The following is a 25,904-nucleotide window of genomic DNA, read 5'->3' as shown; positions in this document are numbered from 1 at the left end:
CAACCGCAGGTCAGCGGGTTGTCAGTCGTCCGCGGTGACGAGGGTGCCGCGCAGATCGGCGGCGATGACGCGGGCCGCCGCGTTCTGCCAGTTGTGTAAAGAGCGTTGCGGGACCTCGGTGACGAACCACTGCCACGCCTTGCGGGCGACCGGATCCAGCCCTGACGCGGTGGCGTTCTGGGCGTAGGCGCGCACGCCCACGACGTAGGGGAAGTACAGCGAGTTGTAGTGCCGCCAGTGTTCGGTGGTGCCGAAATCGCCGCCGTCACGGGGTTTCAGGGCGGCGATGCGGTCGGCCAGCAGAGCGCGCAGTTCGTTGGCCCGTTCGATCGGCTGGTCGGGTGCGCCGCGGGCGGCGAGCCGCTCGTCGATGACGGGCAGCGCGGTGAGCGGGCTGGCGACGAGCTTGGACAGGTCGCCGTAGTGGCCGAGTGCGCGGCGGGTGAGGCGGGCGAAGGTGTCGTCGTCGACGTCGTCGAGCGGGTTGGCCGATCGCAAGGGCAGCGCGGCCTCGGTGCGGCGCAGCGCGGCGCGGTCGGCGCGCAGCGCGGGTGAGCGGGAGAAGGCGAGGCGGTCGAGCACGCCTGCGAGCGGGTCGGCCAGCACGTTGATGGAGATGGCGATGGCGAGGCTGGTGAACAGCAGGACGGTCAGCGCGGTGGCGGCGCCGTCGGTGGCGGCGAGGCCGACCAGGGCCTGGCCGCCGAACAGGAACGCGACCACGGCGGTGGCCGCAAAGGAGCGCAGCATGTCGGCGCGCAGCGCCTGGCCCTCGTCGAAGGCGTCCCAGATGGCGACGGCGATGCCGAGCAGGGCGACGTCGAAGCCGGTGGACGCGAGCGCGAGCCAGCTGGGCACCAGGCCGAGCGGGATGATGAGGATCGCGTTGCCGAGTGCGAAGAAGAGCGTGGCGATGACGAGGAAGCCGACGACCGGGACGGGCCGGACGCCCTGAAGGACAGCCCGGATCATCGCCCCCAGCGAGGACACGCTGACGACGGCGAACATCATCCAGTGGCCGGAGTTCAGGGGCCCGTCCACGGAGTCGGCCAGATCGGCGCCGACGAGGGCGAGCGCGGCGATGACGGTGACGGCGGCGAGTTCACCGGCGCGGCCGCGCCAGGTCTCGATCGGGCGGGACAGCTCGACAACGACGGCGAACCAAGCGATGCCGGGAAGGGCGACGAGGTAGATCTCGATGCGGCCGAGCAGTTCAGATCCGGTGACGACGCGGACGGCGTCGAGGGCGACGACGACGGCGAAGCTGGTGAGGCCGAGGGCGGCGAGCACGAGAACCGGCTTGCGGGGGTCGCGGGCGAGCAGGTAAAGACCCAGCCACCAGCTCAGCGAGAAGACCACTGCCGACAGCGCAGCCATGTGATCAGTGTGTCATGGCGATGAGCGCCCGCGCGAAGAGCAGATCGCCGGGTTACTTGCCGTAGCGGCGGTGACGCTGGGTGTAGTCGCGCAGGGCGCGCAGGAAGTCGACGCGGCGGAAGGCCGGCCAGTAGGCCTCGGTGAACCACATCTCGGAGTAGGCGCTCTGCCAGAGCAGGAAGCCGGAGAGCCGCTGTTCGCCGGAGGTGCGGATGACGAGGTCGGGGTCGGGCTGACCGGAGGTGTAGAGGTTCTCGGAGATGGCGTCGGCGGTGACGGCTTCGACGAGTTGTTCGCCGTGGGCGCCGTTGGCGAGTGCCTTGCCGAGCAGGGCGCGGACGGCGTCGACGATCTCCTGGCGGCCGCCGTAGGCGACGGCGACGTTGACGTGGAAGCCGCTGCCGTTGCCGTTGGTGGATTCGACGGCGTCGCGCAGGCGGCGGGCGGCGTCGTCGCCGAGCAGTTCGAGGTCGCCGACGGTGCGGACGCTCCACTTGTTGGCGGGGGCGCAGATCTCTTCGACGACGTCGGTGATGATCCCGATGAGCTCGTCGAGTTCGTCGGGATCGCGCTGGAGGTTCTCGGTGGAGAGGAGGTAGACCGTTGTCATCTCGATGCCCGCGGCCTGGCACCAGCGCAGCATCTCGGCGATCTTGGCGGCGCCCATGCGGTAGCCGTAGCTGACGTCGTCGTGACCCTCGTCACGGGCCCAGCGGCGGTTGCCGTCGCACAGAACGGCGATGTGGCGGGGCAGTTGGGATTTGGACCGCGCCAGCTCCTGGCGCAACCGCATCTCGTAGACCCGGTAGGCCGGCTCCTTGAGACGCGGGGGAATGATGTCCACGACGATCAAGACTACTGTGACGTTCGGGTACTCCAATGGCATTGGTGGAGGTGAGATGGCTCAGATCGATACCGCTGACGAAGCCCAGCAACAGCCGCCGCGGGTGTACGCGGAGGACTTCCCTGAGGCTGTCGTCGATCAGGTCGCGCAGTTCTTCGGGAAACCGAGGGCGCGCGGGTGGATCCATGTGTACTCGGCGATCGTGGCGCTCATCGCCGGAGCGGCGCTGGTATCGGTGTCGTGGTCCGTGGAGTCGCAGCGGGCCGGGATCGCGACGCTGATCTACACGTCCACGATCGTGGCGATGTTCGCGGTGAGTGGGACCTATCACCGGGTGAACTGGACGTCGCCGTCGGCTCGCAAATGGATGAAGCGGGCCGACCATTCGATGATCTTCATCTTCATCGCGGGCAGTTACACGCCGTTCGCAATGCTGGCGCTGCCCGAGCGCAGTGGCGTGGTGCTGCTGGCGATCGTGTGGGGCGGGGCGCTGGCCGGGGTGCTCTTGAAGATGTTCTGGCCGTCGGCGCCGGCGTGGGTCGGGGTTCCGCTGTACATCCTCTTGGGCTGGGTGGCGGCGTGGTTCATCGGGCCGATCATGGACGGCGCGGGGGTGGCGGCGGTGGTGCTGCTGATCGTCGGCGGTGCGCTGTATTCAATCGGTGGGGTGCTCTACGCGGTGAAGTGGCCGAACCCGTGGCCGACGACGTTCGGGCATCACGAGTTCTTCCATGCGTGCACGGCCGTTGCGGCGATCTGCCATTACATCGCGATGTGGTTCGCGGTCTTTTAGGGAGTGGCTAGCGTCTTGCGCAACCTGTAGGGCGCCGGGTCACGAGGGTTGAAGCTCTGACAACGCATCCGAGGTAAGCACACCGAGGTGCTGCCAATAAATCCAGTCCGCGATGGCGGCGCGCAATGTTGTGGCGTCACCGGCTGTGTGCGCCGCGTATAAGGCCTTTTCCTGTGCGTAATTCGCGTACTCGATGAAGGCCTTCAGGTGGAACTGCCCGCGCTCGTCGGATTGGCTCATCATCGGCTTCATCACGTTGAACCACTTCTGGAACGTCTCGTCGGCCGGAGGTGTCCCGTCGGCTGGCGCGACGGGCAACAACTCAGGAAGGTCTGCGTCGCTGACCGCCGCCAACTGCGCCGCCGCTTGAGGCGCAATCACCTCAAGGCGCGAGCGGCCCTGCATCTGTCCGTTCTCGGGGATGTCGTCGGGTTGGAGAATCATCTTCGCCGCACCGGGGTCGAAGCCCTGGAACTGTGACTCTGTCGCGATGACCATCCGCAGAGTCGTGCTGTGCTGCTCTGCCCAACCCTTGAGGGTCAACATCGGATAGGTCGCCCACTTGCCGCGATCCACGGCCGGGATCGACTCGTCAGCGCTGGCCATCTTCACCTGGTCGGGCAGGTTGACGCCCTCGGGGATGTAGCCGATCCCGTAGCTGTTCGCCACCACGACCGTCCCGTCGACCGTCAGTGCCGTCACCCAGTAGAAGCCGAAGTCTTGTGTCGGAATCGCGTTGAGCGCAGCAGCGATTCGCATCGCGCCTTGGGAGGGGTCGCTGCCGCGGCGACTGGCCGCTGCAATGGCATCGCGTTCGCGCCGAGCTGTCGACACCGGGATGGGCGCGGCAGCCGCGGCTCCAGACGATGGTGCAGGTGCCGGCGCTACGGGTGGCGGAGCCATCGGCGGCGGCGCAGCGGGCGAGACTGTAGGAGGTGGCGCGAGCGGCATACCGCCCATACCGCCACCAGGCATCGGCGAGCCAGCGTTCAAAGGCGCGGCAGGTGCCGACTGATTAACGGGCGCAACGTTGCTCGGCTGGCTGGCCGACGGGTTGTGTACAGCAGCTTGGGTTGAGGTGTTCGTCGGATCCGGCGCAACGGGTGCGGCCTGAGCGCCCGGCGCGGTTGGCGAACTGCCCGCCGACGCTGGGTTCATCGAAGGCTCAGCCTCTGCGTATCCCTGCATGAACGCTTCGACGGGATTCGTCGGCGTGTGGCCGGCTTGGCTTGCGTTGGTAAGGGGTGAGTCAGTGGGAGATGCGTCTGATCCGGATCCAAGCGGCATGTCGCCCAGCGGAGCGCTCGTGGAACCGCCGCCGGGAGAACCACTCAAACTTGTTGAGCCGCCTATGGGCCCTGCCGAGCCGCTGACTGGAGCAGCGCCCGTCGAAGTTGTCGCGATGGCGTTAGGCGGCTTTGCCGTACCAGGAGCAGGGCCGGTGCCCACGCCAGGGCCCGTGACCACCACTTGCGGATCTACTACGGCGACATCGCCCCCCGTGTCATCGAGGACTGCGGGGTTTACATGCGACTCGTTAGGTGCAGGGGTCGGGGGCGGCGCCTCAGTCGTGACGTCACCATCAACATCGTTTACGACTTCTTCGAAACCGGCGGGCTGCACTACGAAATCTGTCTCCGGCCCAGTGACCGAGGTGTCTGAACCAGTGTCTGAGTCGCGAGCGAGAGCGGTCGAAAGCAAAGTGTCGGCTGGCCCTCCTGTGTCTTGGCCAGGAACAGGGTCCGATTCAGTTGACGGAGACTCCGCCGGAAAAGGCGGACTGCCAGGCGGGGCAGGGTCGCCCCCAAGGCTGACCGCGGCGTTGTCAACGGTGCCCATATTCGCGGACCATGTCCGGTTGACAATCGCGTTGATCGCCTCAGTTGGATCCGCTTCGTCTTCGGCAGCGTTGTTTATCACCGTCGTGATGTCGCGATGGCCGATTTCGACAGCGTCCCAGATTGCATCTTTTGCCTCGGAAACAGTTCTTGCGGCGTTTTCACAAGAGCTGATGGCGGCTTCGAGTTCTGACTTCCGGCTTTTGAGACCTTGAGTTACTCTGGCCACGACGTCGCTCGCGGTCGTTGCGCTCGTCCCCGACCACACGTAGCTGCCATTGAAAATGAGCGCCTCGGAACCACCCCACTTCGTTAGGGCTGCATCAACCTTGACTAACTCTGCCTTGAGTTCTGCGGCGCGGTTCGTGTAGGCAGATTCGTCAGTGTCGGGCCAAGCCCCACCGCTCGTCATGGCTTCGGCGTAGTCTCCGGGCGGCTTCTCACCGTTCGAACGCGCCACTCCGCCGCCAATCACTTTGCGGCCTTGCATGCCCAGTTAATGGTTCTCACCAATCGCGCTGCTGTCTGGGACAGAAAGTTGTCAGCCGACGTATAGGTGGGTAGCGCAGCGACAAATCCCCGTCGATACTGAGCAGCCAGAACGGCTATATCTTCCGCTGCCGGATTCGCGAACTGCCGGGCGAGGCTATCGAGCTCGTCCGCGTTCGTCGACATGATGGGACCGACCGCTTCGTTCGCCGCGCGTTGCTCAGGCGACCAGTTGGCGGCTGGAATGCTTGGATCAATTTGACGCCAATTTTCGGTATCAGTATTGAAGCGCTCGCCAGCAGCCTCCCACTTTTCACAAGCGGTCGATCTCGTAGCCAGCATCACGGGCGGATTCTCGTCAAGCGAAGGCCCCACGGTCCCTGACGGAACTTTCGGGTCCGGCACTAACGGCGCGACCGCCGGTGCGCTCCCAAAATCGATCGCTGAGCAGATGTTCGACAGCGCGTTGGCAATCGTATCTGCGACTACCGCGACATTTCCATCCTGCGCAATGTACGAGGGAATCTTCTCAACGAACAGTCCTGAATAGGCGATATATTGCTGATAGAGCTCTCGCATCACTCGATGAGGAGTTCGCGTCGACAGCTCAAGCGTTTGATCAGCGGCTCGCGTCATAACGGGGCCCATCGAGTCGTACATCGACTTCTGTTCCGCCGTCCAGCTTGTAGCCGGTATTGACTGATCCCGATCAGCCCAATTCACCGCCTTTGCCCCATCAGCAACCGTCTGAGCAATCTTTACCCAAGCACCACACGTCGGGTCTTCCGTGATGATGTTCACCGGCCCGGTGTCATCAGCGCTCGCGAACTCCGAGTCGCCGTTCTGCTGCGTCGGGTCACCATTCCCGCCACCCCCGTCGGCGGGACGCACAACGAGCACCGTGATGACCACCGCCAGAGCGATCGCCAACACGACTGCGATACCTCCGAGAATCCACTTCCCCTTGCCGCTCTTCGGCGGCTGGCCACCCGGGCCGCTCGGCCACTGCTGCTGCGGTCCCCACTGCCCCTGCGGCGGCGGGCCGTAGCCGCCAAACCCTTGCGGTGGCACCCCGCCCTGCTGACTCCCCCACTGCGGTGGCACCCCACCGCCCGGCTGACCTCCACCTTGCGGCGGCTGCGAACCGTACGGATCCGGCGGGGGAGGCAACGTCATCGGCACACCTTCTCGTCGATCGGCATCACGGTCACACGATTATTGGAGCATCCGAGCCCGCCGGGCGGGTCGGCGCCGGTTTGGGCGGCGGAGCCGCCTCGGGCACGGCACCCTGCTGCGGCGCGCCCTGCCCGGGACCGGGTTGCGGCGTCCCCACCGGGGCCTTTTCCGCGCCCGGGTCCCCAGCCGCACCGGCCTGCGAATCCTTCTTCTCGTCTTTCTCTTTGTCCTCGTCGCGCTCGCCCCGGCGCTCATCCTCGGACCGCTCGTCACCGGGTGCCGCACCGTCCGCGCCGGGCAGCTTGCCCGCCTCGCCGAGGTCGCCGCCGCCCTTGCCGCCTGCACCGGCGAGCTGACTGATCTGCTGCATGCCTTGCGAGACGCCCTGCGCAATTCCCTGGGGGATCGACGCGGCCATCTGCGCCATCTGCGCACCCATCTGGCCGGCCATCTGCGCCATCTGCATCGGCATGCTCATCATCTGACTGAGCTGGCCTGACGCGTCACCGCCCGCCGGCGATGAACCACCCGAGGCGGTCCCCGACGACGCCTGTTGCACGCCTTCGGCGCCCAGCTGGTCCGCCTGCTCGTACAGGCCTGCGGCCCTGAGGATGTTCTGCGCGGCCGTACGCGCCTCCTCCTTGGTGCGCGGCAGATTCTCCGCAATGGGTGCTTCGAAGCCTTGGACATAACTGGTCGCCGCAGTCGACAGCGCATCGCTTCCGCCACCACTGAACTGCGGCAGCGGATCCGGGATGCCGTCCGCGGCGCTTTCCAGTCCGGTGGCCCCGTTCCTCAGCTCCCCCGGGTTGACCCTGAGCTCACCGGACACCGCTAGCCCTCGCCTTCAGTCCGCGACTGACCGACGCCACGCCTGTCGACACCGAACGCTTCGCTGACACGGTCAGACGCCTCCCATCGCCGTCGCGCGAATAGGCCACGGCCGACGCAAAATCGCGCATGACCAGCCCTTCACCAGTTCGATAGCAAATGCTACCGGAGCTGATCAGCCCTCAAGGTCGGCAATTTCGGCGCCACACGCGCCCCAGCGGCACCACACCGCCCGAAACGCTAGAGCTGCTTCATGTGCTCCTGCGTCCAGTACGCCTTCATGGCCTGGATCTTGCCCTCGTCGTTGAACACCATCACGTCGATCGGGTCCACCTGCATCTGCGTCTCGCCGAAGTCCAGCGTCAGCCGGAAATGGAACGCTGCCTCATGGCCGGCCACTCGCAGCGTCAGCAGCTCGGCCTCGGCCTTCACACCCTCGACCGCACCGTAGAACCCGCGGATCGCCTGCCTGCCGATGTGCACCTCGCCGCCCACCGGGTCCTCCACCGTCGCGTCGTCCGCGTACAGCTCCGCCACGGCGTCGGCGTTGCCCTTGGCCACCAATTCGAGGTAGAGGTTGACGATTTCGGTGATGTGCTCGGCACTCGACATGGGCTCGAAGCTACACGGGAACACCCAGCGCAACAGCCAATTCCGCGGTCGTCGTGACCGGCAGATCGCACACCTGCCCCCGACACACGTACGCCGCATCGGCGTCGTGCACCCTGCCCCGTCCCGCCAGCAACTCCGACGAATCCGCAGGCCCGCCGACCACCACCGCGCCGCCCGGTGCGATCTTGCGCGCGGCACGCAACAGCTCCGACGACGCCGGATCGCACGCCACCGCGATCTGGATCGGCCCGCGCACCGCCGCCTCCGCGACCGACAGCCAGTGCCCGCCGGCCCGCGGCGCCTTCGCCAAGATCGGCGTCGCCGACGCCAAGGTTTCCGAAGCCGCCTCCAGGTACGACGACGAACCCGTCAGATGCGCCGCCAACTGCAGCGCCTCCGCCATCGACGACGCACCCGATGGCGTCGCCCCGTCCATCGGGTCCGACGGACGCACCATCAGCTTCTCCGCGTCGTCGGCCGTGTCGAACCACCGGCCGGGGACCTCCGCATCCGCGAAATGCTCGATCGCCACGTCCAACAGCCGCTCGGCCTCCCGCAACCACGACGACTCCCCCGTCACCGTGTACAGCGTCAGCAGACCCGTCGCGAGCATCGCGTGGTCCTCGAGGATCGCCGCACTCTCCCCCACCCGGCCGCCCAGGCTGGCCCGACGCAGCCGACCGTCCACCACATGCAGGTCCACCAGACGCGAGGCGCACTGCACCGCCGCGTCTAGGAGATCCGAACGCTCCAGGGCCACCGAGGCCTCCGCCAGCGCCGTGATCGCCAACCCGTTCCAGGCGGTGACCACCTTGTCGTCGCGGCCGGGCTGCGGCCGCTCCGAGCGCACAGCCGCCAGCGCCGCCCGCACCCGTGCAAATCGCTCGACGTCGTCCGGATCGCGGAGCAACTGCAGCACCGACGCGCCGTGCTCGAACGTCCCGGCGGCCGTCACGCCCAGAACGTCGGCCGCCCACGCCCCGTCCTCGGGGCCGAGCGCCTCGGCCAACTGCGCCGGCGTCCACACGTACGTCAGCCCCTCGACGCCGTCGGTGTCCGCATCCAATGACGACGTGAACATTCCGCCGTCATCCAGCGCGTCGATCAGAAAACGTGCCGTCTCCGCACTGACCCGGACGGCCAGTGCCGAACCGGTCCGACGGGCCACGTGCGCATACAGCCGCAGCAGCAACGCGTTGTCGTACAACATCTTCTCGAAGTGCGGCACCACCCACTCGGCATCGACGCTGTACCGCGCGAAGCCGCCGCTCAACTGGTCACAGATGCCACCGCGGGCCATCGCCTCACACGTCCGCTCCACCGCGGCCAGCGCCTCGGCTGACCCCGTGCGTTCGTGATGCCGCAGCAGCGCCTCCAACAACGCCGACGGCGGGAACTTCGGTGCACCGCCGAAGCCGCCGCGCACCGCATCGAAGTCCGCCAGCACCGCCTCGGCCGCCGCGTCGCACAGCGCCGCCTCCACCGCGGGTCCACCGCCCGGCAGTCCCGCCGCCCTCGACCGCAGTTCCCCCTTGATGTGGTCGGATGCCTCCTCCACCTCGGCGCGCCGCGTCCGCCACGTCTCGCCGACCGCCGCAAGCAGCTCGAGGAAGCCGGCCTTCGGGTAGTACGTGCCGCAGAAGAACGGTCTGCCGTCCGGGGTGAGGAAACACGTCATCGGCCAGCCGCCCTGACCGGTCAGGGCGACAGTGGCGTTCATGTAGACCGCGTCGAGGTCGGGCCGTTCCTCCCGGTCGACCTTGATGCAGACATAACCGTCGTTCATCGCGGCGGCCACCTCGTCGTCCTCGAACGACTCGTGCGCCATCACATGGCACCAGTGGCAGGCCGCGTAACCGATCGACAGCAGGATCGGCACGTCCCGCTCGGCCGCCTCCGCCAGCGCGTCCTCCGTCCATTCCCGCCAGTGCACCGGGTTGTCGGCGTGCTGGCGCAAATACGGGCTGGTCGCGTCGGCGAGGCGGTTAACCGGGAGGCTCCTGGGTGCGCGGCTGACCCTCCGGGCCGAGGTCGACGGTGCCCTCGTCGACGGCCTGGTCGGGTTCGGGGTGCTCGGGGTCGAAGGACTCCGGCAGCCGCTTGAGGTGCTTGCTCATCGACCACACCAGCAGGAACGTGCCGATCAGCAGCAGCACCACGACGAGCAGGCCGAACGGGCTGGCCTTGCCGAAGTTCGGCCCGGTATTTCGTGGCTGGTCTTGGGCCAGCAGGGTCACGGCCAGCAGCAGGGTGTCGGTCATCGCTGCGTCTCGATCCCGGCGAACAGATCCGTCTCCGGCAGATCGACCGGGATGCGCGAGCGGGCCAATTCGTACTCCTCGGTCGGCCACAGCTCCTGCTGCCACTCCATCGGAGTCGCGAAGAAGAAACTCGTGGGGTCGATCTGCGTCTGGTGGGCGCGCAGCGCGTCGTCGCGCAGCGGGAAGTACTTCGCGCACTCGACGCGTGTGGTCACCCGGTCGGCGAAGATGTCCTTGTCGACGTCCCAGTGCTCCAGCCACTTGGCGAACGGCCCCTCGAGCCCCCGCTTGGCGAACTCGTCCTGCAGCAGCTGCATCCGCTGCCGCAAGAAGCCGTGGTTGTAGTACAGCTTCGACACGGCCCACGGCGCGCCGGCATCGGGGAACAGCCGGTAGTCCGCGGCCGCCTCGTACGCCGCGACCGACACCTCATGGCAGCGGATGTGATCCGGATGCGGATAGCCACCGGTCTCGTCGTAGGTGGTCATCACGTGCGGCTTGAACTCGCGGATCACCTTCGTCAGCGCCTCGGTGGGCCCGTCCAGGGGGATCGCTGCGAAGCAGCCCTCGGGCAGCGGCGGCAGCGGGTCACCCTCTGGCAGGCCGGAGTCGACGAACCCGAGCCAGTGGTGCTCGACCCCGAGGATCTCCGCGGCGCGGGCCATCTCGTCGCGCCGGATCTCAGCCATCCTGCCGTGCACCTCGGGCAGGTCCATCGCGGGATTGAGGATGTCGCCGCGCTCGCCGCCGGTCAGGGTGACCACAAGCACGCGCGCGCCCTCGTCCGCATAGCGCGCCATCGAGGCGGCGCCCTTGCTGGATTCGTCGTCGGGGTGCGCATGCACCGCCATCAACCGCAGTTCACTCATCTCATCTCATCTAACTACGGCGCCGGCGAACCTATGCCGCGGTGTCGATCACTCTTGTCGCCCTATAGTTCCAGTTCTAATTGTTCTCTCCGACCGACGGGCTGCCAAAACGAGATGATCGAACGTCCCGCCGACCGCTACGGGCGGCAGCGGTCGCCGCGCCGCAACCGCCGCTGGCTCGGCGTCGCCGCGTTGGCCGGGGCGATCGTGGTCGGCGTGATCGTGGCTCTGGTGGCGTTTGCCCGGTTCGGATCCAACGACGTCGAGGGCGAACTCAGCGCCTACCGGCTGATCGACGACGAAACCGTCGAGGTGACGATCGGCGTCACCCGCCCCGATCCGTCGCTGCCCGCGGTCTGCATCGTGCGGGCCCGCGCCAAGGACGGCGGCGAGACCGGCCGCCGCGAGGTGCTGATCCCGCCATCGTCGCAGGCCACGGTGCAGGTGACGACGATCGTCAAGTCGACGCGCACGCCTGCGGTCGGCGACGTCTACGGCTGCGGCACCGACGTCCCGCCCTACCTGAAGGCGTCTTAGAGCACCGCCGATCGGGCGCCGCAACAAACGCCAACCAGCGAATTCGTGAAAACCGCGAGTCGCGCCGGTGGTATGCTCGGTCGGTACACGGTTCCCGCTGGGACCGTGTATTGCTGCATTTGCGGGGGGAATCTCGAGTCCGCGAAACGCTGCGATACGCGTCGTGAATCCCGGCGAACCCACAACTTCGTATGCGAACAGCGCGAGACAACGACGACAGGAGCGCGAGGACATGACTGACACCCAGGTCACGTGGTTGACCCAGGAGTCCTATGACCGGCTCAAGGTCGAGCTTGACCAGCTCATCGCCAACCGACCTGTGATCGCGGCCGAGATCAACGACCGCCGCGAAGAGGGCGACCTGCGCGAGAACGGCGGCTACCACGCCGCACGCGACCAGCAGGGCCAGGAAGAGGCGCGCATCCGCCAGCTTCAGGAGCTGCTCAACAACGCCAAGGTCGGCGAGGCCCCCAAGCAGTCCGGCGTCGCTCTGCCCGGTTCGGTCGTCACCGTCTACTACGACGGCAACAAGTCCGACGAGGAGACGTTCCTGATCGCCACCCGGCAGGAGGGCGTCAACGACGGCAAGCTCGAGGTGTACTCCCCGGTGTCGCCGCTGGGCAACGCCCTGATCGACGCCAAGGAGGGCGAGACGCGCTCCTACACGGTGCCGAGCGGGAAGACCGTCGAGGTCACCCTCGTCAAGGCCGAGCCCTACCACTCCTGACGCCGCCGGCGCATCCGCTCGGGTGCGCGGCACGCATGCGCACCGGGTTACCCTCCGACCGTGGCGCAGATCGCCGAGGACCTCTTTCTCCTGCTGCTGGACAATGCGTCCGGTCAGCCGGGGCTCGACCGTGCGCGCCGTGAGCGGGTGTTGACGGCCGCCGTCCTGCTCGATCTGGCTTATTCCTTCCACATCCGGCCGACCATGCCCGGCGACGCGGTGGACGAGGGCCGGCTGATCGCACTGACGTCCAACGCGCCGCTCGATCCGGTCGGCGAACCTGCCTTCCGGCTGCTTCAGCAGCGGCCGATGCGCCCGACGGCCGTGGTCGCCAAGCTGCGCAAGCACACCGAGGACAACCTCGCCGGATACCTGCACCGCACCGGGCAGATCGGTCGGGTCGAGTTGCCCGCCAAGAGGTTCGGGCACGCCTACGCGTGGCCGCTGCTCAATCGCGACCGGGTGGGCCATGCCAGGGCGGCGGTGCTGTCGGCGTTGTTCGACCGCACTGCACCGGCGCCGGCCACTGCGGCGATCATCTTCCTGCTGCACGCCGTCGACGGTCTCGGCGCCCTGTTGAGTCTCAATGACCGCGGCTGGCGCTGGGTGCACGGCCGGGCCGGCGAGATCGCCCTGGGCAGCTGGACCGAGGAGTCCTCCTCGGAGCTGCCCGAGATGAACTTGGCCGTCACCGCGTCGGCACTGCGGGCGGCGTTAACCTAGCGCCTGCTCCAGATCGGCCAGCAGGTCGGCGGGATGCTCGATGCCGACCGACAGCCGCACCAGATCGTCGGGCACCTCCAGCTGTGAGCCGGCGGTGGACGCGTGCGTCATCGCGCCGGGGTGCTCGATCAGCGACTCCACGCCTCCGAGCGACTCGGCGAGGATGAAAAGCTCTGTGCGCGCGCACAAGTCACGCGCCGCCTGGGCGCCGCCGCGCATCCGCAGTGACACCATCCCGCCGAATCCGCTCATCTGCCGGGCCGCGACGTCGTGCCCGGGGTGGCTGGGCAGCCCCGGGTAGAGCACGGTCTCGACCGCCGCGTGGCTGTCCAGGAACTCCGCGACCAGCGCGGCGTTCTCGCTGTGCCGCTGCATGCGCAGCACCAGTGTCCGCAGGCCGCGGATCGTCAGGTAGGCGTCGAACGGCCCCGGCACGCCGCCCGCGCCGTTCTGCAGGAACGCGAACGCCGTGTCGAGTTCCTGGTCGTTGGTCAGCAGCGCGCCGCCCACCACGTCGGAGTGCCCGCCGAGGTACTTGGTCGTCGAGTGCAGCACGATGTCGGCGCCCAGCGACAGCGGCTGCTGCAGTGCGGGTGAGGCGAACGTGTTGTCCACCAACACCTTCACTCCCGACGGGGAAGCCAGCTCCGCGATGCCCGCGATGTCGGCGATCGACAGCAGCGGGTTGGTCGGCGTCTCCACCCAGATCACCCGGGTCTGCGGCGTCACCGCCGCCCGCACCGCGTCGAGGTCAGACAGCGCCACCGCGGTGTAGCTGATCCCCCACTTGGTGAACACCTTGTCGATCAGCCGGAAGGTGCCACCATAGGCGTCGTCGGGGATGACGAGGTGGTCACCCGGCTTCAGCAGCGACCGCAGCGCGCAGTCGGTGGCGGCCATCCCCGAACTGAAGGCCCGCCCGTACGCCGCGCCCTCGACCGCGGCCAGCGCCGCCTCCAGCGCCGCGCGGGTCGGGTTGCCGGTCCGGGCGTACTCGAAGCCTTCTCTCAAGCCGCCGACGCCGTCCTGGGCGAACGTCGAGCTGGCGTAGATGGGGACGTTGACCGCGCCGGTCCGGGCATCGGGCCGCACGGCGTGAATAGCCGTCGTGGCCAGGCCCTGCCACTTGCTGTGTGCACTCATAACGCGTCGAGCCTATCCCCGTCCACACGCGCGGCAAGCGGGTGTAGACATGGATCATGACGACTCGGATCGACGACCTGCTCGACATCGACCAGATGCTGGAACCCGAAGAACTGGCGATCCGGCAGACCGTGCGTGAGTTCGGTGAACAGCGGCTGCGCCCGCACATCGCGGAGTGGTTCGAGGCCGGCGAGGTGCCGGTGCGTGAGCTGGCCACCGAGTTCGGCAAGCTCGGCCTGCTCGGCATGCACCTCACGGGCTACGGCTGCGGCGAGTCCAGCGCCACCGCCTACGGCGTCGTGTGCCAGGAGCTCGAGGCCGTCGACAGCGGTCTGCGCAGCATGGTCTCGGTGCAGGGCTCGCTGGCCATGTTCGCGATCCACCGGCACGGCAGCGAAGAGCAGCGCCAGCAGTGGCTGCCCGGGATGGCCACCGGTGACACCATCGGCTGCTTCGGCCTGACCGAACCGGACTTCGGGTCCAACCCGTCCGGGATGCGCACCACCGCTCGCCGCGACGGCTCCGACTGGATCCTCAACGGCTCGAAGATGTGGATCACCAACGGCTCGGAGGCCGACGTCGCGATCGTCTGGGCCCGCGCCGAGGAAGGCATCCTCGGGTTCATCGTGCCGGGCGGAACCGAAGGATTCACGGCGCGCAAAATGTCGCACAAGCTCTCGCTGCGGGCGTCGAACACCTCGGAACTGAGTCTCGACGACGTGCGCCTGCCCGACGACGCCCGGCTTCCAGGAGCGCGCGGGCTGTCGGGTCCGCTGGCCTGCCTGTCGGAGGCCCGCTTCGGCATCGTGTTCGGCAGCGTCGGCGCCGCCAGGGACTGTCTGCAGACCGCGATCGACTACGTCGGCACCCGCGAGGTGTTCGACAAGCCGTTGGCCGGCTACCAGATCACCCAGGTCAAGATCGCCGACATGGCCGTCGAACTGGGCAAGGCGCAGTTGCTGGCCCTGCACCTGGGTCGACTCAAGGACGCCGGCCGCATCCGGCCCGAGCAGATCAGTTTCGGCAAGCTCAACAACGTGCGGGAGGCCATCGAGATCGCCCGGCAGTGCCGGACCTTGCTGGGCGCCAACGGGATCACGCTGGAGTATCCGGTGTTGCGGCACGCCAACAACCTGGAGTCGGTGCTGACCTACGAGGGCACCTCAGAGGTGCACCAGATGGTCATCGGAGAGGCGCTGACGGGCGTCAGCGCCTTCCGATGAACCGTCTCGATTACTGCTGAGGTCCGCCGTACTGCTGTCCGCCGTGCGGCGGCAGCGGCTGCGGGTTGAGTTCCTGACCCGACAGCGGCAGCGCGACGTGGTTCAGGATCTTGTCGACGAGCGTCTGCCGCTTCTGATCCCACAGCGGGAACAGCACGGCGACGATCCAGACGATGCCGCAGACCGCAGAGGCCACCCAGTACAGCACCTCACGCAGGAACGACATGCCGAATCCGACAGGCTGACCGGTGCTTTCGCCCACGATCTTGAACTTCATCCTGCCCTTGCCGATGCTGGAGCCCGTCGTCCCCTGCTTGTAGCCGAGGTTCCAGATCCAGTAGGCGATACCGGCCAGCCAGGTGAGGGCCAGCAGGGCGAAGCCGATGCCGGAGAACTCGGATGTGCAGCCGCCGCCGTAGCCGTAGGTGTCGCCGTAGCAGTTGTTGTCGGCGGTGGCGAAGGCGACGCCGTAGCCGATGCCCAACAGGATGAGCAGCGGAATGTAATCGATCAGGTAGGCGAGCACGCGGGTGCCCCAAGAGGTGTAGGCCTCCGCAGGCATGGCTCCGACTCCTAGACCATGCTGTGCCGGATATCCCTGTGGCCCACCGAATCCGCCCTGCGGACCTTGGTAGCCACCACCTTGCGGGGGCGGCGGGTATCCGCCCTGCGGCGGTGGCGGCGGGTAGCCACCACCCTGCGGCGGGGGCGGGTATCCGCCCTGCTGCGGAGGCGGCGGGTAGCCACCACCCTGCGGCGGGGGCGGGGGCGGGTATCCGCCACCGCTCTGAGGGGGCGGCGGGTAGTCGCCGGGTGTCTGGTCGCTCATCTGTCCTCCGGGATCAGTAGGTGGGTTGGCCGGGCGTGTGGTCGAGCGGTACGCATACGGTGGTCATGATCTTGTCAGCAAGAGATTGCCGTTTGGTGTCCCACAGCGGAAAGAGGACGGCGACGAGCCAGACGACGCCGCACGCCGCCGACGCCACCCAGTAGATGATCTCGCGAACCAGTGACAGCCCGAAACCGATGGGCTGCCATGTCTTTTCGCTGACCACCTTGAACTTCATCACCGACTTGCCGATGCTCGACCCGGTGGTGCCCTGGCGGTATCCGTAGTTCCAGACCCCGTAGGCCAGCGGCAGCAGGACGCCGAACAGGCCGAAGGACAACTGGCCGAGAGTCGACGCGCCTTCGGCGCAGAACTCGCCCATCTGGTAATCGGAACTGTCGGTGATGCACGCGGTCTCCCGGGTGCCCATCAGCAGCCCGTAGCCGATTCCGGTCAGGATGATCACCGGCACGTAGTCGATGAGCCACGCCAGCACGCGAGTTCCCCAGGACGTGTAGGCCTCCTGCGGCAGCACCGAGCCCTGCGCCGAGGGATAGCCGGACCCGCCCTGCGGAGGCGGATAGCCACCGCCCTGCGGCGGCGGTGGAGGTGGGTAGTTTCCACCCGGCGGTGGCGGAGGAGGGAGGTTTCCAGTGGGCGGCGGCGGTTGTTCGCTCATGAACACCTTCCAGGTGAGGTAGCCGACGACAAGCGAGCTAACAGTACCTGAGATGTCGCTTTGAGCAGCGTTTCTCGCAAGATCTTGAAGATGCTGCTATAGCAGGCCACGGCCACCGGGTATCGGTTTGCCGGGCTCGAGATCCGGGCGGCGAAGCCTACCTGCGGCCGCTGCCTTCGGACAGGAAACCGAGCAGATCGTGACGCGTCAGCACGCCGATCGGCTTGCCGTCCTCGACGATCATCACCGCGTCGCATTCCCGCAACGTCTTGGCCGCCGTGCTGACGAGTTCTCCGGCGCCGATCAGCGGGAGGGGCGGCCCCATGTGATCGGCGACTGCGTCCGCGAGCTTTGCGCGACCCTCGAACACCGCCGACAGCAATTCGCGCTCGGAGACGCTGCCTGCCACCTCGCCCGCCATCACCGGCGGTTCGGCGCCGACCACCGGCATCTGCGAGACGCCGTACTCGCGCAGGATGCCGATCGCGTCGCGCACGGTCTCCGACGGATGGGTGTGCACCAGATCCGGAAGCGCACCCGACTTGCGGCGCAACACATCTCCGATCGTCGACTGTTCGATCGATCCGTCGAGCCTGCTGCGCAGAAAGCCGTAGGACGACATCCAGGCGTCGTTGAAGATCTTGGACAGGTAGCCACGGCCGCCGTCGGGCAGCAGCACCACCACGAGGGCATCGGGGCCCGCTTGCTCGGCGACCCGGATCGCGGCGACCGCCGCCATTCCACAGGATCCCCCGACCAGCAGCGCCTCTTCCCGGGCCAGCCGGCGGGTCATCTCGAAGGAGTCGGCGTCGGAGACGGCGATGATCTCGTCGGGCACCGCAGGGTCGTAGGCCGACGGCCAGAAGTCCTCACCGACGCCCTCGACCAGGTAGGGCCGGCCGGTGCCGCCGGAGTACACCGAGCCCTCCGGGTCGGCGCCGATGATCTTCACCTTCCCGCCGGAGACCTCCTTGAGGTAGCGGCCGGCGCCGGTGATGGTGCCACCGGTGCCGACGCCGGCGACGAAGTGCGTCACCTTGCCGTCGGTGTCGGCCCAGATCTCCGGGCCCGTGGTCTCGTAGTGCGACTCCGGACCCATCGGGTTGGAGTACTGATCGGGCTTCCAGGCGCCGTCGATCTCCGTGGTGAGCCGGTTGGACACGCTGTAGTAGCTGTCGGGGTCATCGGGCGCCACCGCCGTCGGGCAGACGACGACGTCGGCGCCGTATGCGCGCAACACGTTTCGCTTGTCCTCGCTGACCTTGTCGGGACAGACGAAGATGCACTTGTAACCGCGCTGCTGCGCCACGAGCGCCAGGCCGACGCCGGTGTTGCCCGAGGTGGGCTCGACGATGGTGCCGCCGGGCTTGAGCTCGCCGCTCGCCTCAGCGGCGTCGATCATCTTGATCGCGATGCGGTCCTTGGAGCTGCCGCCGGGGTTGAGGTACTCGATCTTCGCGGCGACGGTGCCTGCGCCGTGAGGGACGACGGAGTTCAGCTGTACCAGAGGGGTATTGCCGATGAGCTCACTGACGTGCCGGGCGATGCGCATGACTCCATCGTGTCAGGCTCGCGATCAGCTCACCACGTGGCCTCACGGATGTACTCGCCGATCTGGCGCAGCGACCGCGTCGCCTCCTTCACCATCGGCGAAGCAATTTGGAAAACATGCATCTGACCAGGCCAGACGCGGATCTCGACCGGGATACCCGACTCCGCGAGCAGCCGGGCGGCCTTTCGCGCATCGCTGATCAGAACCTCTGAGCCGGACACGTGGATCAGCGTGCGAGGCAGGCCGGGTTCGATGTGGTCGAGCGGTTCGTAGATCTCCGGCGCCGCGCCGTCGACCGGATTGCGCCGGTTGGCGTGCTCGATGAGGTCGACCAGCGCCCCGAAGGCATGCGCCGGGAACATCGCGTCGCTGCGTACGTTCGGGTGGTCGGCACGGCGCTGGTTGTCGATCTCGAACAGCGGCGACATGGTCACCATCGCCGCGGGCTCCTCACCCTCCGCGAGCAGGCGCTGGGCCAGCGTCAGCGACAGGTAGCCGCCCGCGGAGTCGCCGGCCAGCACGATCTGGTCGGGCTCGTAGCCCTTGAGCCGCAGCCACTGGTACGCGTCGTAGCAGTCGTCGACGGCCTGGCCCACCGAGTGCTTGGGGATCATCCGGTAGTTCACCACCAGCACGGGGCTGTCGGCGTAGCCGCTCAACGCGTTGACGATGCGGTGGTGGGAATTCACCCCGCAGGTGATGAATGCGCCGCCGTGCAGGTACAGGATGACGCTGCGCTTGCCGTCGGCGGGCAGTACCCCCGGGGCCCGCACCAGCTGTGCGTTGCAGTGGGTCAGCCCGATCGTCGCCCGGACGGTGCCCGGCGGCGGCCGCAGCACTCTGCATGCGAAATCAACGATTCCCCACGGCCATGGCATCTTGGGGGCGTAGCTGCCGATGGCCAGAGTTGGCTTGATAGTGGCCATCGCGGCCAGTGCGACCAGCCGTCCGCCGAGGCTCGGGCCGTCCTCGACCACCTCGACCGGAGCCCCGTCACTGACGGGAAATCTGCGCGGTTTGTTGGCTCTAGCTGCATGAATAGCAGCACGAGGGGTGCTCGGAACCTTACTAGGTGCGGTCATCGCCACCACTTCCTACGCCGTTGTAGTGCCCCGGGTGCATGTTGTTTCAGCCAACCTCGGTAACTTAGCTTGACATCTGTAACCGGTTTCCTAGCCTGTTAAACCATTTTCGTACCGGAGTTGATACCGCACCGTGACTGCCAGTTGGCGTCGCCACGCGGTCGATGACCGTTTGGGCACCTAAACTGGCCGCGTGGGCATACGTGCACCGCGCAAGTCGACCGTCGCTCTCGCCGCTGCGGCCACGCTGGCGTCAACGGGTTCTGCCTACATCGGGGCGCGAAACCTGCTGGTCGGGCAGGCCGACCAGGCGCGTCAGACCATCCCGAAGGCCTTCGACATCCCGCCGCGCGCCGACGGCGTGTACTCGGCTGGCGGCGGACCGGTCGAGAAATGGACCCGCGGGGTGCCGTTCGACATCCACCTGATGATCTTCGGCGACTCCACCGCGGTCGGTTACGGCTGCCGGGTCGCCGACGAGGTGCCCGGGGTGCTGCTGGCACGCGGGCTGGCCGAAGCGTCGGGGAAGCGGATACGGCTGAGCACTAAGGCCATCGTCGGCGCGACGTCCAAGGGTCTGCAGGGCCAGATCGACGCAATGTTCGTCGCCGGCCCGCCGCCGGACGCCGCGGTCATCATGATCGGCGCCAACGACATCACCCGCCCCAACGGCATCGGTGCCTCAGCGCGCCGACTCGGCGCCGGGGTGCAACGGTTGCGGACCGCGGGCGCCGTCGTCGTCGTCGGCACCTGCCCGGACTTCGGCGTGCTGACCGCGATTCCGCAGCCGCTGCGCATGGTCACCCGCGCTCTCGGACTGCGGCTGGCGCGCGCCCAGACCGACGCGGTGCGGGCTGCCGGGGGTGTGCCGGTGCCGTTCGCCGACCTGCTGGCGCCCGAATTCCTCAAGGCGCCGGACCAGATGATCTCCGACGACATGTTCCACCCCTCGGCCGAGGGATACGCGTTGGCGGGCAACCAGCTGCTGCCGGCGTTGTGCACTGCGCTGGGCGTCTCCGCCGCGGACACCGACGCCGCGCTGGAGCCGCGAGCACCCGAGGGCAGTTCGCTGCTCGAGCGGATCGGCGGCATCTCGCGGCTGTGGCACCGGCCCACCACCGGGGTGCCCGCGCCGATCGTCGGGCCCGCCAGCTAGGTTCTTCGGTGACCAGCAAGTTGAGGAGCCGTCATGCCTGAAGCCGTCATCGTCGCCACCGCCCGCTCGCCGATCGGCCGCGCCAACAAGGGGTCGCTGGTCGACATGCGACCCGATGACCTGGCCGCCCAGATGGTCCGCGCGGCGCTGGACAAGGTTCCGTCGCTCGACCCGCACGACATCGACGACCTGATGATGGGCTGCGGCCAGCCCGGCGGCGAGTCCGGCTTCAACATCGGCCGCGCCGTGGCCGTTGCGCTCGGCTACGACTTCCTGCCCGGCACCACCGTCAATCGCTACTGCTCCTCGTCGCTGCAGACGTCCCGGATGGCGTTCCACGCGATCAAGGCCGGCGAGGGCCACGCCTTCATATCCGCAGGCGTCGAGACGGTGTCGCGGTTCGCCAAGGGCAACGCCGACGGGTGGCCGGACACGAAGAACCCGCTGTTCGCCGAGGCTCAGGAGCGTTCGAACCAGGCCGCTGCGGGCGGCGACGAGTGGCACGACCCGCGCGAGGACGGCTCGCTGCCCGACGTGTACATCGCGATGGGTCAGACCGCCGAGAACGTCGCGCTGCACACCGGCATCAGCCGCGAGGACCAGGACCACTGGGGTGTGCGGTCGCAGAACCGGGCGGAGGAGGCCATCAACAGCGGCTTCTTCGAGCGCGAGATCTCCCCGGTCACGCTGCCGGACGGCACGGTCGTGTCCAAGGACGACGGCCCGCGCGCAGGCACCTCCTACGAGAAGATCAGCCAGCTCAAGCCGGTGTTCCGGCCGAACGGCACGGTCACCGCCGGAAACGCCTGCCCGCTCAACGACGGCGCCGCGGCCGTGGTCATCCTGTCCGACGAGAAGGCCCGCGAACTGGGCCTGACGCCGCTGGCGCGCATCGTCGCCACCGGGGTGTCGGGTCTGTCACCGGAGATCATGGGGCTCGGGCCGATCGAGGCGTCGAAGAAGGCGCTCGCCAACGCGGGCATGAGCATCGGCGACATCGACCTCTACGAGATCAACGAGGCGTTCGCCGTCCAGGTGCTCGGCTCGGCGCGTGCGCTCGGGATGGACGAGGAGCGCCTGAACGTGTCCGGCGGCGCAATCGCGCTGGGCCATCCGTTCGGTATGACCGGTGCCCGCATCACCGCCACGCTGCTGAACAACCTGCAGACCCAGGACAAGCAGTTCGGCCTGGAGACCATGTGCGTCGGCGGCGGCCAGGGCATGGCGATGATCGTGGAGCGGCTTTCCTAGAGTTTTGCGCGTTGAGTTTGCACACAGATCGTCGAATCACGTGGATCGGCGATCTGTGTGCAAAGTCAACGCGTTCGCATGCGCCACGCCCGCTGAATGCGGTCCAGTACGTCGACCTCACGGGTTCGCGCGGCCACTCGCATCACCAGCCACCCGAGCTCGCGGATGTCCTCGGCGCGCTGGATCTCGTAGGCGTACAGCTCTTTTGACGTCCGATGGTGGTCGCCTTCGTACTCCACGGCGAGCTTGAGGTCTTCCCACCCCATGTCGATGTAGTACTTCTGCCATCCATCCGGGCTGAGCACGGGAATCTGCGTGCGCGGTCGCGGATATCCGGCGCGCTGGAGTAGGAGGCGCAGCCACGTTTCTCGCGGCGACTCGGCGCCCGCATCCACCAGGTCGAGCACCGCCGCGAGTCGGCGCAGACCTCGCGTGTGTGGGTGGCGCCCGGCGACGTCCTCGACCTTCGCCAGGTCGAGACGCGTCGCCCGTGCGAGTGCGTCCAGTCGTGCGACGGCATCGTCGACCGTGCCACGCCTGCCGAGATCGAAGGCCGTCCGTTCCGGCGTGGTGACCGGCAGACCCGCGACGACCGCGCACTCCTCGGGCTCCAGGCCCATCGCGTAGGTCCGTAGGCCGGCAGGCGGACGCGCACAGCTGAAGACCAGTTCGATGGGCTGGGAGGCGTCGACCCACTTGGCGCCGTGGAGGGCAGATGCCGTCAGGCCCGCGAGAACACCGCGGCGCCCCGACCACAACCACGCGGCGTAGGCGCGCTGTCGAGTGTCGAGTGTGGCGTCCCTCGGTGCGTAGACGTTGGGAAAGATGCCGCGGAAATGGGACCGCAGGCGGTGCTTGGGAACTGCGCCCGCGGCGACCGCCTCGGACCCGAGGAATGGAGTGCCGTCCATGCCCGCAGCCTCATGGCGGCCACCGACGGCAAGCGCGTTGACTTTGCACTCAGATCGCGATCTGTGGAGCAATCGCGATCTGTGAACAAAGTCAACGCGAAAGGCCTCGAGAACGCAGAAAGCCCGACACCTCGTCCGGTGCCGGGCTTCCCTCGCGAAGGCTGCTAGTCGTTCTGGAAGTAGCTCAGCAGCCGCAGGATTTCGGTGTACAGCCAGACCAGCGTGACGGTCAGGCCGAGGGCGATGCCCCATGCGGCCTTCTCCGGCGCGCCGGCGCGGATCATCTGGTCAGCCGAGTCGAAATCGAGCAAGAACATGAACGCGGCGAGGCCGATGCACACCAGCGAGAAGATGATCGCCATTGGGCCGCCGTCGCGCAGCGGGCCGGCACCGTCGGTGAACATCGAGAACACGAAGTTGCCGAGCGCGAGCACAAGCACGCCGAACATGGCGGCGACGAGCATGCGGGTGAACTTCGGCGTCACGCGGATGGCGCCGGTCTTGTAGACGACCAGCATGCCGAAGAACACGCCGAAGGTGCCGAGCACCGCCTGCGAGATCAGCCCACCGGCGCTGGCGCCCTGGATGTCAAAGGTCAGCAGGAACGAGAATCCGCCGACGAACATGCCTTCGAGCACCGCGTAGCTCAGCACGAGGGCCGGGTTGTCCTGCTTCCGGCCGAACGTAGCGATCAGTATCAGCGCCAGACCACCGAGCGCACCGATCAGGGTGATCGGCACAGCTAGCCCGAGGTTCTGCGTGATCAGGAAGTAGGAGACCACGGCCGAGACCGTCAGCACGGCCAGCGTGATGCCGGTGCGGGTGACGACGTCGTCGATGGTTAGCGGCCGGGCGACGCCCGTCTGCTCGGGGTACTGAGTGGTATAGGGCTCAGCGTATGTCTGCTGGGCACCGTAGCCGGCGGCTCCGGTACCGAATGACGCGTATCCGCCCTGCTGCCCCTTGGGCAGCGAGCGGAATACCGGGTTGCTGCTCTCGCGCACCGTCGGATCCTCTCCTGTGCTGTGGTTCGAGTGACGAACACACTCTCAACGATCACCGGCAGCGAGTTGGTTCCCGAGATGGCAAGGGATCCTGGGAACTTCCTGTGGCCGGTTCGTGTCAAAACATTACCCGTCGGACCAGAGAGTCGGGCGACGATCTAGATTGCTACCCATGGAGGAAAACGAGGATGTCCTAGTAACCGTCGAGAACGGCGTCGGCCTCGTCACCCTGAACCGGCCGAAGGCGATCAACTCGCTCAACCACGGCATGGTCACGGCCCTGGCCGAGGCGCTCGACGCCTGGAAAGGCGACGACGACGTCCACACGGTCCTGCTGACCGGCGCCGGTGAGCGTGGCCTGTGCGCCGGTGGCGACGTCGTCGCGATCTATCACAGCGCCAAGGCCGACGGTTCCGAGGCGCGGCAGTTCTGGTACGAGGAATACCTGCTCAACGCGGTGATCGGCCGCTATCCGAAGACGTATGTCGCGGTGATGGACGGCATCGTGATGGGCGGTGGAGTCGGCGTCAGCGCGCACGGCGACGTCCGCGTCGTCACCGACACCACCAAGATGGCGATGCCCGAGGTCGGCATCGGCTTCATCCCCGACGTCGGCGGCACCTATCTGCTCGCGCGTGCGCCCGGTCTGCTCGGCCTGCACGCCGCACTGACGGGTGCACCGTTCTCCGGCGCCGACGCCATCGCGATGGGCTTCGCCGACCACTATGTGCCGCACGAATCGCTGAGAGCCTTCACAGAATCAGTCGTCGCCGACGGGGTCGAGGCCGCGCTGGAGACCCACGCCGTCGAGCCGCCTGCGAGCACCCTGCTCGAGCAGCGCGACTGGATCGACGAGTGCTACGCCGGGGACACCATCGCCGACATCGTGGCGGCACTGCGCGGCCACGACGCCAAGCCGGCCAACGACGCAGCCGACCTCATCGTCGGTCGCTCCCCCGTCTCGCTGGCCGTTGCGCTCAAAGCCGTGCGCCGCGCCGGTGAACTCGCCACCCTGGAGGACGTGCTGCGCCAGGAGTACCGGACGTCGTGCGCGTCGCTGCGTTCGCACGACCTCGTCGAGGGCATCCGCGCGCAACTGGTCGATAAGGACCGCAACCCGAAGTGGTCGCCCCCCTCGATCGACGCCGTCACCGAGGAAGAAGTCGACGCCTATTTCGCCCCCGCCGACCCCGATCTGACCTTCCCGGAGGAGACACCGTGACGTCCTACGAGACCATCCTCGTCACCCGCGACGACCGCGTCGGCACCATCACCCTGAACCGGCCGAAGGCACTCAATGCCCTCAACAGCCAGGTGATGGCCGAAGTCGGCGCGGCGGCAACCGAACTCGACCAGGATCCGGGCATCGGCGCCATCATCGTCACCGGCAACGAGAAGGCCTTCGCCGCGGGCGCCGACATCAAGGAGATGGCGACCCTCGAGTTCGCCGACGTCTTCGCGGCCGACTTCTTCGCTCCCTGGGGCACATTCGCGGCCACCCGCACCCCCACCATCGCGGCCGTCGCCGGCTACGCACTGGGTGGCGGCTGCGAACTGGCGATGATGTGCGACCTGCTGATCGCCGCCGACACCGCGAAGTTCGGCCAGCCCGAGATCAAGCTCGGCGTGCTGCCCGGTATGGGTGGCTCGCAACGGCTCACCCGCGCGATCGGTAAGGCCAAGGCGATGGACCTCATCCTCACCGGGCGCACGATCGGCGCCGAGGAGGCCGAGCGCAGCGGCCTGGTGTCGCGACTCGTCCCGGCCGACACGCTGCTCGACGAGGCCAACGCCGTAGCCAAGACCATTGCGGGGATGTCCCTCAACGCCGCCCGGATGGCCAAGGAGGCCGTCAACCGCGCGTTCGAATCCTCACTCTCCGAAGGCCTGCTCTACGAGCGCAGGCTCTTCCACTCCACCTTCGCCACGGCGGATCAGAAGGAGGGGATGGCGGCGTTCAGCGAGAAGCGCCCACCGAACTTCACCCATCGCTAAAG

At 67.6% G+C, this 25,904-nt stretch carries 25 protein-coding genes; 9 read left to right on the top strand and 16 right to left on the bottom strand.

Annotation, left to right across the window (positions count from 1 at the left end; translation table 11 throughout):
* Window positions 1-21: 21 nt before the first annotated feature.
* Together ACPCHZ_RS10395 and ACPCHZ_RS10390 are read right to left on the bottom strand one after the other, a co-directional pair.
* Entirely contained in the window at window positions 22-1,377 is a 1,356-nt protein-coding gene (locus ACPCHZ_RS10395; protein ID WP_423484634.1) for a hypothetical protein, read from the bottom strand.
* A gap of 52 nt (window positions 1,378-1,429) precedes the next feature.
* The gene (locus ACPCHZ_RS10390) at window positions 1,430-2,221 is read right to left on the bottom strand and encodes a (2Z,6E)-farnesyl diphosphate synthase (RefSeq protein WP_423484633.1); all 792 of its coding nucleotides are present in this window, start codon (window positions 2,219-2,221) and stop codon (window positions 1,430-1,432) included.
* Between the two features lie 55 nt (window positions 2,222-2,276).
* On the opposite strand from ACPCHZ_RS10390, the gene trhA reads away from it, so the two are divergent.
* Complete coding sequence (trhA, locus tag ACPCHZ_RS10385; protein WP_423484632.1) at window positions 2,277-3,014, top strand: PAQR family membrane homeostasis protein TrhA; 738 nt, start codon at window positions 2,277-2,279, stop codon at window positions 3,012-3,014.
* A gap of 39 nt (window positions 3,015-3,053) precedes the next feature.
* On the opposite strand, the gene ACPCHZ_RS10380 is transcribed toward trhA, so the two are convergent.
* From ACPCHZ_RS10380 to mca, 7 genes are all read right to left on the bottom strand, one after another.
* On the bottom strand, window positions 3,054-3,773 hold the full coding sequence (locus ACPCHZ_RS10380) for a secretion protein EccK (protein WP_423484631.1): 720 nt from the start codon (window positions 3,771-3,773) through the stop codon (window positions 3,054-3,056).
* A gap of 1,550 nt (window positions 3,774-5,323) precedes the next feature.
* Window positions 5,324-6,517 (bottom strand): hypothetical protein, encoded by a 1,194-nt coding sequence (locus ACPCHZ_RS10375; RefSeq protein ID WP_423484630.1) that lies wholly within the window; start codon window positions 6,515-6,517, stop codon window positions 5,324-5,326.
* Between the two features lie 31 nt (window positions 6,518-6,548).
* A complete protein-coding gene (locus ACPCHZ_RS10370; protein WP_423484629.1) occupies window positions 6,549-7,349 on the bottom strand; it encodes a hypothetical protein in 801 nt (266 codons plus the stop codon).
* Between the two features lie 239 nt (window positions 7,350-7,588).
* A complete protein-coding gene (locus ACPCHZ_RS10365) occupies window positions 7,589-7,960 on the bottom strand; it encodes a nuclear transport factor 2 family protein (protein WP_423484628.1) in 372 nt (123 codons plus the stop codon).
* A gap of 10 nt (window positions 7,961-7,970) precedes the next feature.
* Window positions 7,971-9,917, bottom strand: a complete 1,947-nt coding sequence (locus ACPCHZ_RS10360) for a thioredoxin domain-containing protein (protein ID WP_423484627.1) — start codon at window positions 9,915-9,917, stop codon at window positions 7,971-7,973.
* 28 nt (window positions 9,918-9,945) lie between these two features.
* Entirely contained in the window at window positions 9,946-10,221 is a 276-nt protein-coding gene (locus tag ACPCHZ_RS10355) for a hypothetical protein (protein ID WP_423484626.1), read from the bottom strand.
* Complete coding sequence (mca, locus tag ACPCHZ_RS10350) at window positions 10,218-11,090, bottom strand: mycothiol conjugate amidase Mca (protein WP_423484625.1); 873 nt, start codon at window positions 11,088-11,090, stop codon at window positions 10,218-10,220. Before mca ends, ACPCHZ_RS10355 begins: the two co-directional genes overlap by 4 nt.
* Before the next feature lie 114 nt (window positions 11,091-11,204).
* Here mca and ACPCHZ_RS10345 point away from each other — a divergent pair, with 114 nt between their 5' ends.
* From ACPCHZ_RS10345 to ACPCHZ_RS10335, 3 genes are all read left to right on the top strand, one after another.
* A complete protein-coding gene (locus tag ACPCHZ_RS10345; RefSeq protein ID WP_423484624.1) occupies window positions 11,205-11,627 on the top strand; it encodes a DUF4307 domain-containing protein in 423 nt (140 codons plus the stop codon).
* Between the two features lie 232 nt (window positions 11,628-11,859).
* Window positions 11,860-12,354: a transcription elongation factor GreA gene (gene greA / locus ACPCHZ_RS10340; RefSeq protein WP_364974596.1), complete on the top strand. Its 495-nt coding sequence runs from the start codon at window positions 11,860-11,862 to the stop codon at window positions 12,352-12,354.
* A gap of 60 nt (window positions 12,355-12,414) precedes the next feature.
* A complete protein-coding gene (locus ACPCHZ_RS10335; protein ID WP_423484623.1) occupies window positions 12,415-13,077 on the top strand; it encodes a GOLPH3/VPS74 family protein in 663 nt (220 codons plus the stop codon).
* Here the strand turns inward: ACPCHZ_RS10335 and ACPCHZ_RS10330 are convergent.
* Window positions 13,069-14,220, bottom strand: a complete 1,152-nt coding sequence (locus ACPCHZ_RS10330; RefSeq protein WP_423484622.1) for a cystathionine gamma-synthase — start codon at window positions 14,218-14,220, stop codon at window positions 13,069-13,071. The genes ACPCHZ_RS10335 and ACPCHZ_RS10330 overlap by 9 nt on opposite strands.
* A gap of 56 nt (window positions 14,221-14,276) precedes the next feature.
* On the opposite strand from ACPCHZ_RS10330, the gene ACPCHZ_RS10325 reads away from it, so the two are divergent.
* Window positions 14,277-15,443, top strand: a complete 1,167-nt coding sequence (locus ACPCHZ_RS10325; RefSeq protein WP_364974604.1) for an acyl-CoA dehydrogenase family protein — start codon at window positions 14,277-14,279, stop codon at window positions 15,441-15,443.
* Between the two features lie 10 nt (window positions 15,444-15,453).
* On the opposite strand, the gene ACPCHZ_RS10320 is transcribed toward ACPCHZ_RS10325, so the two are convergent.
* From ACPCHZ_RS10320 to ACPCHZ_RS10305, 4 genes are all read right to left on the bottom strand, one after another.
* Entirely contained in the window at window positions 15,454-16,272 is an 819-nt protein-coding gene (locus ACPCHZ_RS10320; RefSeq protein ID WP_423484621.1) for an RDD family protein, read from the bottom strand.
* 13 nt (window positions 16,273-16,285) lie between these two features.
* Window positions 16,286-16,951 (bottom strand): RDD family protein, encoded by a 666-nt coding sequence (locus tag ACPCHZ_RS10315; RefSeq protein WP_423484620.1) that lies wholly within the window; start codon window positions 16,949-16,951, stop codon window positions 16,286-16,288.
* 157 nt (window positions 16,952-17,108) lie between these two features.
* A complete protein-coding gene (locus ACPCHZ_RS10310) occupies window positions 17,109-18,503 on the bottom strand; it encodes a cystathionine beta-synthase (RefSeq protein ID WP_364974613.1) in 1,395 nt (464 codons plus the stop codon).
* Window positions 18,504-18,532: 29 nt separating this feature from the next.
* A complete protein-coding gene (locus tag ACPCHZ_RS10305) occupies window positions 18,533-19,585 on the bottom strand; it encodes an alpha/beta hydrolase (RefSeq protein ID WP_423484619.1) in 1,053 nt (350 codons plus the stop codon).
* 193 nt (window positions 19,586-19,778) lie between these two features.
* Here ACPCHZ_RS10305 and ACPCHZ_RS10300 point away from each other — a divergent pair, with 193 nt between their 5' ends.
* Both ACPCHZ_RS10300 and ACPCHZ_RS10295 read left to right on the top strand, forming a co-directional pair.
* The gene (locus tag ACPCHZ_RS10300; RefSeq protein WP_423484618.1) at window positions 19,779-20,741 is read left to right on the top strand and encodes an SGNH/GDSL hydrolase family protein; all 963 of its coding nucleotides are present in this window, start codon (window positions 19,779-19,781) and stop codon (window positions 20,739-20,741) included.
* A 33-nt stretch (window positions 20,742-20,774) separates the two neighbouring features.
* Complete coding sequence (locus ACPCHZ_RS10295) at window positions 20,775-21,992, top strand: acetyl-CoA C-acetyltransferase (RefSeq protein WP_269892458.1); 1,218 nt, start codon at window positions 20,775-20,777, stop codon at window positions 21,990-21,992.
* Window positions 21,993-22,057: 65 nt separating this feature from the next.
* Here the strand turns inward: ACPCHZ_RS10295 and ACPCHZ_RS10290 are convergent, their stop codons facing one another.
* Both ACPCHZ_RS10290 and ACPCHZ_RS10285 read right to left on the bottom strand, forming a co-directional pair.
* A complete protein-coding gene (locus tag ACPCHZ_RS10290; protein WP_423484617.1) occupies window positions 22,058-22,903 on the bottom strand; it encodes a hypothetical protein in 846 nt (281 codons plus the stop codon).
* 164 nt (window positions 22,904-23,067) lie between these two features.
* Complete coding sequence (locus ACPCHZ_RS10285; RefSeq protein WP_423484616.1) at window positions 23,068-23,907, bottom strand: Bax inhibitor-1/YccA family protein; 840 nt, start codon at window positions 23,905-23,907, stop codon at window positions 23,068-23,070.
* A gap of 172 nt (window positions 23,908-24,079) precedes the next feature.
* On the opposite strand from ACPCHZ_RS10285, the gene ACPCHZ_RS10280 reads away from it, so the two are divergent.
* Both ACPCHZ_RS10280 and ACPCHZ_RS10275 read left to right on the top strand, forming a co-directional pair.
* Complete coding sequence (locus tag ACPCHZ_RS10280; RefSeq protein ID WP_423484615.1) at window positions 24,080-25,129, top strand: enoyl-CoA hydratase/isomerase family protein; 1,050 nt, start codon at window positions 24,080-24,082, stop codon at window positions 25,127-25,129.
* Window positions 25,126-25,902 (top strand): enoyl-CoA hydratase, encoded by a 777-nt coding sequence (locus tag ACPCHZ_RS10275; protein ID WP_423484614.1) that lies wholly within the window; start codon window positions 25,126-25,128, stop codon window positions 25,900-25,902. Before ACPCHZ_RS10280 ends, ACPCHZ_RS10275 begins: the two co-directional genes overlap by 4 nt.
* Window positions 25,903-25,904 lie beyond the last annotated feature (2 nt).

Source organism: Mycobacterium sp. NPDC050041 (assembly GCF_049541695.1).
Lineage (GTDB): Bacteria > Actinomycetota > Actinomycetes > Mycobacteriales > Mycobacteriaceae > Mycobacterium.
Note: the sequence above shows the minus strand (reverse complement) of the source record. Positions and strands in the feature narration are given on the sequence as shown.